Origin of the sequence: Exiguobacterium sp. s46 (assembly GCF_018618875.1) — a bacterium.
GTDB lineage: Bacteria > Bacillota > Bacilli > Exiguobacteriales > Exiguobacteriaceae > Exiguobacterium_A > Exiguobacterium_A abrahamii.
The window spans coordinates 902,258-915,386 of sequence record NZ_JACSMY010000001.1; the positions used below are offsets into that span (position 1 = coordinate 902,258).

Here is a 13,129-nt window from a genome sequence, read left to right on the forward strand (position 1 = left end):
ACGATTGGAGGAATTTTTTATGAACCCGTTAGCTTTAGATGAACAACTCTGTTTTCCGTTTTATGCGATTTCGCGTGAGATCACGCGTCGTTATCGTCCGTTACTTGAACCCCTCGGTCTGACGTATCCACAATATCTCGTCATGCTCGTCGTCTGGGAGGAGGAGGGACAATCGCTGAAAGCCATCGGTGAACGGCTCCATCTTGATTCGGGAACGTTGACGCCGTTACTGAAGAAACTCGAAGCAGCAGAACTGTTGCGACGCGTCCGTAAGCCGGAAGACGAACGGCACATCCAGATTTTTTTGACAGATGCCGGTCGTGCGTTACGGAAACAAGCAGAGACCATTCCGCTTGATCTCGTCCAAACACTCGACGTTGACGAAGAAGACTTGCGCGTCGTCAAAGCGGCACTGAATCGTCTCGTCATGAAAATGAGCGACCCGGATTAACCGGATCGCTCATTGTCTTATTTACGGCGGAAACCTTCTTCTTCAAGATAGTTCGCTGCTTCCTTATACGAGTTGAATGCACCGTCTAAAAGATCACCGGCGTAGACGAGCCACGTGTCGATGTCTTCATTGAGTAACGTCAATTCGAACTGATTATCGTTGACCCATGTTTCTTCGAGTGTTTCGACCGATTGGACCGTCGAGAGTGCTTTGATCGCATCTTCTAATAAGAGAATTAAAGCAGGCTCTGAGAATTCACGGATGTTGACGAACCCTTTTTCGTCCGTTTCATAACCTGGTAGACCAGCGGCATAGACGAAGCCGTTTCCGTTCGGATGCAAATGATAGACGAGATTCTTCTTCTCATACTGACTGTCCGGGAATTGGAAATTGACGCGCTTCAGCGAGACATCTTTGCGGACGAGTTGTGGGAAGGTCTCGATAATTCGTAGTTTTTCTTCAAAAGTTAACATGGTTCCTCCTTGGTGTTACAGTTCTTCACTTCTATATATGCGATGAAATCAAACAAAATGTCAACCGCTGTCTGAAACCAAGCGACGTTTTTAACCGTAAATGGAAACGAAAGGAAGTGTTTTTGGATGTCTACTGTACAATGGCATACGCTGCCAGAACGATCGATTCGAGCAGAACGGCTCGGATTGTTGCCGTTACACGGCTTGATCGTCGTCATTTTGATTGGAACGACGATTACCCAAGTCATGTGGCTCGACCTGACACCCTGGTGGATGGGCATCGTCGGTCTGCTTTGGCTGATCTATTTCATTCCCCGTATCGTCTACATACCCGTTCTTCGCGTGAAGTATATGCGTTATCGTATCGATGAGGAATTTCTCGTCGTCCGCAACGGCATCTTTTTCCGCCGCGAAGTCACCGTGCCGCTCGTCAAGGTGCAACTGATTGACAGTCAAACGGGACCAATCCTGCGTCGCTATGATTTGATCACACTGGATATTCGAACGGCATCCGGCTTCGTCACGTTGTCACGACTCGATCGTGCACAAGGAGACGCGCTACGCACACAAGTCGAACGATTCGCGAAACTCGAGGAGCGGGAGGAGGAATCGTTATGACCCGGCGCGTCCACCCGCTGTTCATCGTGATGTCGAGTATCTCGATTATCCGCTCGCTCCTGATTCCGTTCGCCGCCTTGATTTTAAATGCGATCCGAAAAGGCGAGATCAACACCTATACGTGGATCGGGATCAGTGTTGGGATTGTGTTCGTCCTCTTATACGGGATCGCCTCCTGGTATTTCTATACGTTCACGATCGATGCCGAGACGATTCGGGTCCGCAAAGGGATTTTCCAAAAAAGTGAACGGACGACGCAACGTAAACGGATCGAGTCGATCGGCATCCAGCAAAATGTCATCGAACGACTGCTGCGTCTTGCGACGTTGACCGTCGAGACGTCGTCCGAGAGCGGAACACCGGAAGTCGAACTAAAAGGAATCCGTCTTGATTTTGCGAAAGAACTAAAGTCGTCGATCAAAAACGAGGGGCAACTCGTCGTCGAAGAACAACAGGAAGAAGTCGCCTATACGATCCCGGTCCGCGATTTGGCATTAGCCGGTGCCTTGTCAGGACGCGTCGGACTGGCGCTCGTCGGGATCGGAACCGCCTATCAATTCATCGATCAGTTCATTGAACGTTATGTCGATCGACTGTTCTCGGAGCTCGCGCATTTATCACTGTTCGTCTTGACGGGACTTGGCGTAATCGTCTTACTCGTCATCTATATCGGCTCGATCATCGTCTATATCTTGAAGTACGGTTCGTACCGTGCCGTCTTGCAACACAACCGATTGTTGATCGGATACGGGATGTTGAACCGGACCGAGGTCGCGTTTCATGCCGACAAGATTCAAGCCCTCGTCATTCAGGAAAGCTGGATTCAGCGGTTGATTGGACGGGCTAGCCTGTCCTTGCACATCATCTCGGCGACTGGAGAAAAGGAGCGACTGTTGCTCCATCCGTTCATCCGGACGAACGAGATTGATGCGTTCCTAGCGACATATCTGCCGCGCTTTCGACAGTTCAGCCCGCAGCATGAAGTCGCACCGATTGGCTTTCGCTACCGGGTTCGTTGGCCGTTACTCGGTTATGCGCTGTTGTTTACTGCACTAAGCAGTGTCGTCATCATCGTCCTTGATACTTCCTGGCGCTTCTTAATCTTGCTTCTGTTCATCTGGTTACCGTTCTATTACCTCGCTGTGCGTAGTGGTTACCGAAAGACCCGTTTCGGAACTGGCCACGATCTCTTGATGTTACGCAAACAATGGGTCCAAAAAGAGACCGTCTATACGCCGCGACTGAAGATTGAGGAATTGACCTGGTCCGTCTCCCGCTGGCTCGAAGCAAAGGAGATTGCCCGGATTGAGATTCAATTACGGGGCAATACTGCCTTTAACGCGCTCTATTTCGAACGAACGGATATCGATACCTTACAGCGCTGGTATAAACAATCGTTCCTTTCGACCCCGTTAGCAGGGGAAGTGCAAACCGACGACGAATAAGGAAAGACTCACTGTCGGAAAGGAAGCGAAGCACATGCGCAAATGGGGAATCGGCATCGTGTTGCTCGTCACGTGTCTGCTACTGTTCATCGTCTATGATGGATACCGGATGCAAGAAACATTGATCGGTCAGTCGGACGCTTCTCCGATTCTGAAGACGACGAGAACGGACGGACAGGTGACGAACGACGAGACATGGTTCAAACAAACGAGCGAGACACAGCAATGGTCGAAGGACGGGCTCGTCCGTTTCGGTCGTTATCTACCGGTTGACGGTAGCAAACAGACAGTCCTCCTCGTCCCGGATGAGATGATGTTTTCACAGACCGGTGTTTATGCGCTTGCCCGCTATTACCATGAGGCTGATTTTAATGTCTTACTCATCGAACGGCGTGGGCAGGATCGAAGCGGTGGCGTCCGGAATTACGGTTGGCTCGATCGACTGGATGTCTTGGAATGGACGAAGCGCTTGCTTGCTGAAAACGGAGATGATACACGGATCGTCTATCATGGACTCGGTGTCGGCGGGGCGACTGTCTTACTCGCTTCTGGCGAGACCGTACCGACACAAGTCCGGGCGATCGTCGCTGAAGGAGCTTACGCCCGACTCGACGACTGGTTCAGTCTACTCGCGGACGAACAGATCCGTTACCCGGCACTGCCGTCTCTGACGGTCGCGAGCATGTGGAACAAAGGCGAGCAGGATTTCTTTTATGGCGACGTCTCGGTGACGCGCCAAGCAACGAAGAGTCGGGTTCCGACGATGTTTATCCACGGACTGAAGGACGATCTCGTCCCGGTTCGGATGATGTATGAACTGTATCAAGCAAAAACGGGATTAAAACAATTGTATCCGGTTCGCGATGCCGGTCATGACGAGACGTATACGATGGACCCGGACAACTACGAAAAACGATTACGCTTATTCCTGCAACCGTACTTGCGGGAGATGTAAAGAAGGGAAGACTGATGCATGCAGACGACACAATCATCCTACTACTGGGTCGGATCCGACGAACCATTCGTTGACACGAAGCAGATTGACCAGATTGGTCGGGTGACGCTCGGTCGATTCGGAGGCTGCTCAAGAAGCGGTCAATATAAAAACGAAGACGGGGCTGCCATCTTAATCGGCGACGATTGGGAGATGACCGTCGTCTTAGACGCTCATAAGACAGCAGATAGTGCAGCACTTGTCTTACAGCAGTTAGCACAACACGAGTCGCGCATTCGGACTGATCTTGATGCACTACTTACGGACGCATTCCGACGAATCGAGACGACCGTGCTGGATCTATTTCAAGACCCGGACTTTTTAGCGGCGTGTGCGACGTTGCAAGGAGAAACGGCGTGTCTGATTGCGGTCCGCAAAGGACGGTTCATCTGGTGGTTCTCGGTCGGTGACGTCGTCTTGTATCTGTTTCACCCGGAGCTGATGAAGATGGGACAAGCCGCTTTGAACCAGCGTCAATTCTATGAATGGATTGGACGCGCGAACACGTTTGCGTTACCGGTCCCGAGTTACGCGCGTGGGATCCGCGAATTGCGTCAAGGCGAGAATCAGTTGTTCGTGACGACGGATGGTTTGCTTGAGTGCCCGGGAACCCCATATGCTGACGCGATGCAGATCGAGGACACTTTACGATCAGGTGGTGTCAAAGAACTTCTCTCGACGATCGAGGCACAGGGTGTTCGTGACAGTACGACGGTCATTACATGGACCGTCACGATTGACGAACGCGTCACCCAACCTAGTGATACATGAAATAACCCGCGCTCCTGCTTGAGCGCGGGTTATTGTTATTCTGTTTCAGGCGTTTGTTCCTGTTGCTGATCGAGTTCGACCGGTTCTTGGTCCACGGGTGGCTTCGCTTCAGCCAACGGGAAGGCGATGCCCGCACTTGTCAGCAAGGTGATCAAGGCGGCGCTCGTCAATGTTTGACGCATGGTCCGACACGTCCTTTCTATCTGATTCCGACACTATATTTTAATAATTCTGAACATTCTTCATCGTTTCGTCAAGCAATCTTTTACTTCCACTACGTATTTTTCCCAAAAACCCAGTATACTTAAACATGAAAAAGGGGGAAATCGATTGAAATTAACGAAAGCCAACACACGTCTATTAGAAACCGTTTTACCACGCTTGAATCTGAATGTCGCAGAACCAGACCGGACGGAAATTGAAGACCGTCTGCGGGCAGATATCTACGAAGCCCAGCGGAAGCAGCGTCCATTCGAAGAGATTCACGGTCTATCCGTCGAAGCACGCCTCGATCAGATGATCGCTGAGTTACCACAACGACATCGGATGGAGACGCAAAAACGCTGGACACGAAACTATGTCTCCTCAATTCTGATGTTCATCTTCATCGAAGGGATCGACGGATTGTTCCAATTCGCCCTGATCGATTACTTATTCTTCTCAATCATCGCTCTATTCTTGATCGATGCGATGTCACAAGTCATCACGGCACCGAAGCTTAAACAAGTCAAACCGCGGGTGTGGATTCAATTCGTCATCAGTTTCATTTTATTCTCAACCTATAAGGCACTGCTCGTGACGGTCTTCCCGGCACCGGACGTCTTGATTCAAGTCAGCGGAACGCCGTCTTATATCATCGGCATCGCGGGACTCGTTGGTCTCTACATCTACTGGTCAAAGAATCCGTTACGAAAGCGCGGCGCATAATTCGCGAGAGGAGAGGATTGCGTGGAGTTCACACATTGGAAACGACGGCTGCAAGATCATTTCGAACGAATGGGCTTTTCCCTACTGACAGAACGATTAGCATCGCAAGATATGGTCAAGCTCGAAGCGACACATGGTGCCTTCCTGTTCTTTCCGGTGACGATCCATCTGTATGAGCGGTCCGGCTGGAAGATGGTCGCCTTCGAAGCAGAGACGGAGGAGGAGCCACAACTCGTCGAGCAGCAGATTGCGTCGTTGTTCCAACTCTTGATGGTGACGTTCCAAGAAGAAGAGCGCGAGTTCCTACTCGGATTTCATGTGAATACCGGTCGTTACCTGACGGACCGTAATGCACCCGTCGGACGGCTCGTCCGTCTGATCGAAGAGTGCTGGTATGACGGTGACGTCCTGCGAGTTGACACATTCGATCCGTTTCCGGGACTGTTCGTCGCACCACCTTTTGCCCATCAAAGTTATGCCTTCATGCCGGAAGAACGAACGTGGCGCTTATCTGTCGGGCGTACTGGACGTCCGGCGAACGATTATCGTTTCGACGGAACGATTTTGTCCCCACACCGCTTACCGGAGTCGGAATTATTCACCGTGACACCAAAGTCGGTATCGTTAGAAGACGATAACGCGATCCGGAACTTACTGGAAACAGAACGACAGACGATCACTAAGTTCCATGATCGCGCCATGGCGACGATTCGGGCGTACGATCCATCATTTGGTTTTGCTTGGCGCGGGACGCAGACATTTTTCCACGGTGTTCCGGTCAATCCATTCGCACAGCGCTTGTGGCTCGAGAACGGCGTGACGCGATACCGGATTCTACAACAAGGATCGACGCGATTGCTTGCTTCCGGTGAGACCTGTGACGCTGTCATCGAAATGCTCGATGATGCCGTCAGCAGTGAAGAACCGGATGGTCAATCTGTCAGTCCGATTGGTCAACTGATCCTCGGGATTTGGCAACAGATCGAGTCGGACGAAGCAACGTATATCACGAACGTCGATTGCCGCGGCATCTCGCGTACACAAGCCGATAACCGGATCCGCCACGCGCTAGCAAGGCAAGAGACGATCGAGTGGGTGCACCGGGCACCGAACGAAGATGATATTTGTCGCTTTGCCGGTCTGACGTTGACCTTCCCGCATCGTCCACCGGGTGTCATCACGATTGAACGAACGGAAGCAGAATAACACGAACAGGCACGTCTGCTTACTCGCGGACGTGCCTGTTCGTTTTTTTAGTGCGCGTGCTGTGACAATCGATTAAAGACGACGGACAGACTGTAATAGATCATTGCTGTCAGAGCAGCGATCGTAAAAGAAAGCGGCAGGTCAAATGCGTCCTTCGTCGTCAAGAGAATCAGGAGACTCGCGATCACGATACCGTACACTCCGTAACCGAGGACTGTCGGCATATACGCTAATGTCGTCGATGACCGGTTGATGATCATGCCGATAAGGAAGTCGAGTAAGAAGCCGGACAGCAAGATGATGGGTAACGCAAATAAGGTGTAGGAAATGAATGTCGAACCAAGCGATTCATACATCGTATCCGATGTCCGATCTCGGAGCGGTGTATAGGATATGTATGCTAGGACGGTGCAAACGAGCGTGGTGGTCAAGATGACGGCAAGTAATCGTTTCAACATCAAGGTTCCTCCTTTATTTTCCTTTTTGAGTATACCAATCTACATCAAAAAAACACACCCTACTGGAGGATGTGTCAAATGATCTATATTCCGAGTGACGCGATCAGCCGTCGCACGTCCTGATCCGCTTGTTTAGGTGTTAAAATCAACAGTTGATCGTCTACGAGGACACGTGTCTGACCACGCGGCGTCAGAATTTCATCTTCACGAATGATCGCAACGACGAGCACATCTTGGGGCATCTCGATATCCTGTAACGTTCTTCCGGCAATCACACTGTTTGTCGAGACCCTGACCTCGATGATTTCCGCTTGCGGATGGGTGACGGTCATGAATTTCAGGAACGGTTCGACCGTCGTGTCGGGCTGTGTCTCTAGCCCCATTCGCCGGACGATCCACGGTAAGGCTGTTCCTTGCAAGAGAGCAGACGTCATGACGGTGAAGAAGACGATATTGAAAAGAAGTGGTGCTTCCGCGAGACCGCTTGAAAGCGGATAGGTCGCGAGAATGATCGGAACGGCGCCCCGTAATCCGGCTGCCGTGATGACACTCTGTTCTTTGACCGTGTACCGAAACGGAAGCAACGACAAGACGACGGCAAGTGGACGAGCGAGCAGGATCAACGTCAGGACGATGACAGCCGAGACGAACAATGTCCGGGGATCGAGCAATTGTTTTGGAAAGACGAGCAATCCGAGCATGATGAACATGCCGATCTCTGCTAAATGCGACAAGCTACCACTAAATCGTTTGAGCGTCTCGCGGTAGATCATGTCATGATTGTTGATCCAGATCCCGGTCAAATAGACAGCGAGAAACCCACTGGCGTGCAAAATCGTCGCGAGACCATACGAGAAGAGCGCCCCACTGAACAGAAGCGTCGGATAAAGGGCGGACGATGGCAACTCAATCCGGTTCAGCAGTTGCGTGACGAGATACCCGATCGCAAGACCAACTAGCGTCCCGAGTCCCATCTCGTAGATGAAGGACAGAATACCCGCACCGATCGAGAACGATTCCGGCGCTAACGCAAACGATGTGAACAAGATCGTCAGGAAGACGGCCATCGGATCATTCGTTCCGGACTCCGCTTCGAGCGTATGTTTGACTTTGGCATCGACCGGTCGTCCACTGAGCAGGGAAAAAACAGCAGCCGCATCAGTCGAGCCGACGAGCGCGCCGATCAATAACGCGACCGGCCAAGAAAAATCAAGTAATAGATACGCAACGATGGCAATGATCCCGGTCGTTGCAAGGACCCCGACGGTCGCAAGCGACAGGGCAGCGGGGAGAATTTTCCGGAAGTGTACCCATTTCGTATGCAAGCCACCGTCAAACAGAATCAGAACGAGCGCCATCGTCCCAAAAAGACGAGCTTGCTCGAAATCACCAAAGTTGATGATTCCTGTGACATCTGACCCTGCCACGATCCCGACGACGACGAACAGGATCAACGTCGGTACATTTAACCGGACGGCAAACTTCGTCGTGATGATCGCAATCAATAGTAACGTTCCTGCGACGAATAAGATCGTCCCTTCTTCCATCCGACCACCTCTTTCGTGATAACATGTTCTCCTTTTAGTATACGTTACTTTTTGAAAATTTCGAAAAATAACGTCAAAACGAGGTGTACAAACGAAAAGAAAAAGGAAAACTAGAAGCAGAACTATATGCGTTCAATACGGAACACAAGGAGGAAAAGGGATGAACATCTGTATCGTCACGGGTGCCAACTCCGGCATGGGGATGGTCACGATTCAAGAATTATTGGAGCGAGGAGATCGGGTCATCGCTACCGTCCGTTCGCAGAAAAAAGCGACGGCACTCGTGCAACTACTGCGGGAACATGGTGTATCGCATACGCACCTGGAAATCGAGATCGTTCAACTCGATCAACTGGATTCCGTCCGTCGCTTCGCGGATCGTCTGTTTGATTTAGTCGGTCGCATCGACCGCTTGATTTTAAACGCCGGTGTCATGGTACCGCCGTATCATGTCACGAAGGACGGCTTCGAATCACAATTCCAGGTCAACTACTTGAGTCATTTCTATTTGATCGAGCGCTTATTGCCGTTACTTGAGAAAGGGAACGATCCGCGTGTCATCTCGATTTCGTCGCTCGCAGGTGAAGGCGGTTTGATTCGGACCGACGTCGAACTCGAAGCGATCGCCCACGTCAAAAAAGAACACTATAGCCCGATGCGTTCCTACCGCGAATCAAAGCTCCTGCAAATGATTCATATGCGTGAACTGGCTGAAAAGCACGGCGACCGGATCACGTTCGTCAGCGTCCACCCGGGGATCGTCAATACGGATTTGTTCTACCGCGGCAAGTACGGCAAAGTGATGAAGACGTTACTCAAACCGGTCGCGCAAGTCGGATACTGGACCGGAAAACTCTATACACCAGAATACGGCGCGAAGACGGCACTCTATCTCGCAACGACCGACGATCCGCTCGATAACGGCGGCTACTATGCAGATTCCGCTCCACGACTCAGTAATCCGATCGTCGAAGACGACGAGTACCGGGCGCAAGCACGGAATCTGTCGCGTCGCTGGGTTGAACTCGCCTGAACGACAAAAAACGACCGGCTCGTGGGAAGCCGGTCGTTTATCCGTTGTGACGACTGGGGGTCAGATCACTCCTAAAGGATACGTTACATTGAAATAAAATTGTGGAATATGAAAAAAATCACAAAATAATGGGCAAACGTGAAATCTTGAAGCAAAAAGGTTTTCTTCTCGCTGTACATTCGTTAGGATAGAGAAGAATTTTTTTGTAACAGGAGGAATAACATGATACGACAAGCTACATCAAAAGACGTTCGAAACATCGCAACCCTACTTGAGCAAAAAGCGCTCTCCCTCAAAGCCAGTGGCAGTAGCCAGTGGTCTGCTTATCTGGAGCAAGACATCGAGCAACTCGTCGCGCGAGATTTAGAAGCAGGTCGCTTATATGTCTTTGAGGATCAGAACGAGCTGCTTGGTTCCGTTGCCCTGCTTCCTTCGCTCGAATGGGATCAATCCTTGTGGGATGATGTAGAAGGTCTGTATATCCATCGAATCGTCGTCAGCGACCGCGCCAAAGGACGCGGGGTCGGTCGGAAATTGCTGGAACACGCGATTGCTGTGACAGAGGATGAAGGAGAAATCCTACGACTCGATTGTGTCGCTTCAAACGAGTTTCTCAATGCATATTACACGTCCTTCGGATTCGTCTATCAAGGAACACGGGACGGCTTCTCGATTTATGAGTATGAACGCATCGAAGCGACAGCCTGAAGCGGTTCAATCAAGACAACGGTCGTTTCGTTTGGTATGGTAATAGAAAAAGAACGGTTCAAGGAGTGATCGGATGCGATTGAATATCGGCTTCATCGGCTTTGGCAAAAGTACGACCCGTTACCATTTACCGTACGTGATGATCGAGGACAACTATCACGTCACCTGGATTTACAATCGGAAGGAAAAACCGGAGCTGTTCGCATCCTATCAGGATCGACTGCCGGATGCCCGTTTTACGACGGATCTGTCCGAAATGCTCGCTGACCCGGCACTTGATGTCGTCGTCATCAATACACCACCGGCGACACATTTCGAATACGCGTTGCTCGCGCTGCAACATCAAAAGCACGTTCTCGTCGAAAAACCATTTACGGTGACGGAAGAGGAGACGAAGCGTCTATTTGCAGAAGCACATGCACAAGGCGTCAAGATTCTCGCCTATCAAAACCGACGTTACGACAGCGACTTCCAAGTCGTCGCGCAAATCATCCGTTCCGGGAAACTTGGTCGTCTCGTCGAGGTCGTCTCGCAATTTGATCTATTCCGCCCGGAAGCGGCGTCAGCTGATGCGCGTCACGAAAACGGTGCGCTTTACGGACTCGGCGTCCATACGCTCGATCAAATCATCGCTTTGTTCGGAAAACCGGACAAGGTCGCCTTTGACGTACGAAGTGTTCGACTGCCGCATAATCCAGACGACGCGTTTGCGATTGATCTCTATTATCCGGAGCTCAAGGTCAGCGTCCGGACGAGTCATGTCGCACTTGCCCCGGCACCCCGGTGGATGTTACACGGCACGAACGGGACGTTCATCAAACAACACGTCGACCGGCAAGAGCTCGACCTGAAAGCGAACTACTTCCCGGGAGAAGAGGGGTTCGGTGAGGATTCAGAAGACGATTATGGGCGTTTGATCTATCACGATGAACACGGTCATCTGCAAGACGTCCGAATCCCGAGTCCTGTTGGTGATTACGGTAAAATGTATCGCGCCTTTTACCGCAGTATCGTCGAAGATGCACCGCTTCCGGTGAAAGAAGAGGATACCTTGTTTGTTGCCCACCTGCTCGAACAAGCTTTTGCGCAACCGTCACCTTATATCTTGACGATCCAAAATTAAATTTTAATTTGATTGCAGGTTGATGACAACTCGACTGTGCCCATAGGCATGGTCGGGTTTTTTTGATATAAAGAACAGGTGCATTCCTTATTTTTCAGATTTTTCTAAAGAAATGTTGATTATTTTTTCAAAAAGTTGGGAATAAGGGAATGTCTCACCAAATCAAAATATAGGGGGTCTATCATGAAACGATTCTTATCCGCATTGCTCGTAGCGGTTGTCATTGTTGGCGTACTCAGCCCTTCGTTGATCGCTGAGGCCGCGACGAAGTTGACCGTGACGACGGATGTCTTACGCGTCCGCGAGAAACCGTCGACATCGAGTAAGATTCTCGGTAACGTCTACAAAGGGAACGTCTACACATCAAAGGGAACGTCCGGCAGCTGGTATAAAATCAGCTACAAATCCCGCACAGGCTACATACACAAGAACTACGTCAAATCGTCTTCGTCGAAATATACGTCGACAGGGACGAAGTATACGACGGTCGGCACACTCAACGTCCGGACGGGTGCTGGAACGAAGTATAAAGTCGTAGGACAGCTGAATAAAGGGTTTGCCGTTGCGACATACGGCACGTCAGGGAGCTGGACACGGATTCTCTATAAGGGAAGCTACCGCTATATCTCGACACAATACGTCTCGAAGTCGAAACCATCGACGACGACGAAGAAGTTAAATGTTCCGTACTACAACCAATATTCACTCGGGTATCCATCTGGTTGTGAGTTCGTCTCGTTGAAGATGGCACTTGAATACAAGAAAAAAGCCGTCTCTGCTGCGTCACTCTACAATCAAATGCCGAAAAGTATGAAGAACGCGACGTATAAGAACGGAAAGTATTACTGGGCAGATCCGGAAAAAATGTTCACGGGGAATCCAGCCGGAACGCTCGACTACTACAAGAACTGGGGTATCTACCCGAAAGGAATCCTACCACTTGCGAAAAAATACCGCAGTGGTGCCGTTGATATCTCGAAACAAGGCGTCTCGAAAATTGAACGTGAGATTCGTAGCGGTAACCCGGTCATCGTCTGGGCAACGGTCGATTTCAAGAATCCATATGGCTACTTCTCTTGGATCAAACCGGACGGTAAAACATTCACAGGTTACCGGAACTATCACGTCATGCTCGTGACAGGTGTCTCAAGCGGTTCGTTCTACGTCTCGGACCCATACCGCGGCAAGTACAGTGTCAGTCGCTCGCAGTTCACATCCGTTTTCAATAAAACGGGACAATATGCGTTATCTGTTCGTTAAACCCTCATCCGGTCGCTCCCACGCGACCGGATTTTTGTCATTTTCAGGCATATCGATACGAAATCTACTGTAAAATGAAGGAGTTCACCTGCTAGGTGTGTAAAAGAATGACAAT

General features: G+C 50.5%; 15 protein-coding genes. 11 read left to right on the plus strand and 4 right to left on the minus strand.

All coding sequences use genetic code 11. The features are described from left to right. Positions 1-19: 19 nt before the first annotated feature. Entirely contained in the window at positions 20-451 is a 432-nt protein-coding gene (locus KNQ08_RS04755) for a MarR family winged helix-turn-helix transcriptional regulator (protein WP_251133620.1), read from the plus strand. Positions 452-468: 17 nt separating this feature from the next. Here KNQ08_RS04755 and KNQ08_RS04760 read toward each other — a convergent pair whose 3' ends face one another. Next, positions 469-924 carry a hypothetical protein gene (locus tag KNQ08_RS04760; RefSeq protein ID WP_023468294.1) on the minus strand — a complete coding sequence of 152 codons (456 nt, stop codon included), beginning with the start codon at positions 922-924 and terminating at the stop codon, positions 469-471. 126 nt (positions 925-1,050) lie between these two features. On the opposite strand from KNQ08_RS04760, the gene KNQ08_RS04765 reads away from it, so the two are divergent. The 4 genes from KNQ08_RS04765 to KNQ08_RS04780 are packed head-to-tail and all read left to right on the plus strand — an operon-like array spanning position 1,051 to position 4,752. Further along, positions 1,051-1,542 carry a PH domain-containing protein gene (locus KNQ08_RS04765; protein ID WP_214804914.1) on the plus strand — a complete coding sequence of 164 codons (492 nt, stop codon included), beginning with the start codon at positions 1,051-1,053 and terminating at the stop codon, positions 1,540-1,542. Next, positions 1,539-2,987, plus strand: a complete 1,449-nt coding sequence (locus KNQ08_RS04770; RefSeq protein ID WP_214804917.1) for a PH domain-containing protein — start codon at positions 1,539-1,541, stop codon at positions 2,985-2,987. The genes KNQ08_RS04765 and KNQ08_RS04770 overlap by 4 nt, the downstream gene beginning before the upstream one ends. A 34-nt stretch (positions 2,988-3,021) precedes the next feature. Further along, positions 3,022-3,942, plus strand: a complete 921-nt coding sequence (locus KNQ08_RS04775; RefSeq protein WP_214804919.1) for an alpha/beta hydrolase — start codon at positions 3,022-3,024, stop codon at positions 3,940-3,942. A gap of 18 nt (positions 3,943-3,960) precedes the next feature. After that, on the plus strand, positions 3,961-4,752 hold the full coding sequence (locus KNQ08_RS04780) for a PP2C family serine/threonine-protein phosphatase (protein ID WP_214804921.1): 792 nt from the start codon (positions 3,961-3,963) through the stop codon (positions 4,750-4,752). 35 nt (positions 4,753-4,787) lie between these two features. On the opposite strand, the gene KNQ08_RS04785 is transcribed toward KNQ08_RS04780, so the two are convergent. After that, positions 4,788-4,934: a hypothetical protein gene (locus tag KNQ08_RS04785; protein ID WP_023468299.1), complete on the minus strand. Its 147-nt coding sequence runs from the start codon at positions 4,932-4,934 to the stop codon at positions 4,788-4,790. Positions 4,935-5,082: 148 nt separating this feature from the next. Between KNQ08_RS04785 and KNQ08_RS04790 the strand changes: the two genes are divergently transcribed. After that, positions 5,083-5,679 carry a DUF1129 family protein gene (locus tag KNQ08_RS04790; protein WP_029341691.1) on the plus strand — a complete coding sequence of 199 codons (597 nt, stop codon included), beginning with the start codon at positions 5,083-5,085 and terminating at the stop codon, positions 5,677-5,679. Between the two features lie 21 nt (positions 5,680-5,700). Then, positions 5,701-6,885, plus strand: coding sequence for a hypothetical protein (locus KNQ08_RS04795; protein WP_214804923.1), 1,185 nt, complete (start codon positions 5,701-5,703; stop codon positions 6,883-6,885). 47 nt (positions 6,886-6,932) lie between these two features. Here the strand turns inward: KNQ08_RS04795 and KNQ08_RS04800 are convergent, their stop codons facing one another. Together KNQ08_RS04800 and KNQ08_RS04805 are read right to left on the minus strand one after the other, a co-directional pair. After that, positions 6,933-7,343, minus strand: coding sequence for a hypothetical protein (locus KNQ08_RS04800; RefSeq protein ID WP_149427360.1), 411 nt, complete (start codon positions 7,341-7,343; stop codon positions 6,933-6,935). An 83-nt stretch (positions 7,344-7,426) separates the two neighbouring features. After that, complete coding sequence (locus tag KNQ08_RS04805; RefSeq protein ID WP_149427361.1) at positions 7,427-8,890, minus strand: potassium/proton antiporter; 1,464 nt, start codon at positions 8,888-8,890, stop codon at positions 7,427-7,429. A gap of 160 nt (positions 8,891-9,050) precedes the next feature. Between KNQ08_RS04805 and KNQ08_RS04810 the strand changes: the two genes are divergently transcribed. From KNQ08_RS04810 to KNQ08_RS04825, 4 genes are all read left to right on the plus strand, one after another. Continuing rightward, a complete protein-coding gene (locus KNQ08_RS04810) occupies positions 9,051-9,923 on the plus strand; it encodes an SDR family NAD(P)-dependent oxidoreductase (RefSeq protein ID WP_023468304.1) in 873 nt (290 codons plus the stop codon). Between the two features lie 222 nt (positions 9,924-10,145). Next, on the plus strand, positions 10,146-10,631 hold the full coding sequence (locus tag KNQ08_RS04815) for a GNAT family N-acetyltransferase (protein WP_064299892.1): 486 nt from the start codon (positions 10,146-10,148) through the stop codon (positions 10,629-10,631). Between the two features lie 73 nt (positions 10,632-10,704). After that, positions 10,705-11,754, plus strand: coding sequence for an oxidoreductase (locus tag KNQ08_RS04820; RefSeq protein ID WP_050677930.1), 1,050 nt, complete (start codon positions 10,705-10,707; stop codon positions 11,752-11,754). Between the two features lie 183 nt (positions 11,755-11,937). Further along, positions 11,938-13,014: a C39 family peptidase gene (locus KNQ08_RS04825; RefSeq protein WP_214804925.1), complete on the plus strand. Its 1,077-nt coding sequence runs from the start codon at positions 11,938-11,940 to the stop codon at positions 13,012-13,014. Positions 13,015-13,129 lie beyond the last annotated feature (115 nt).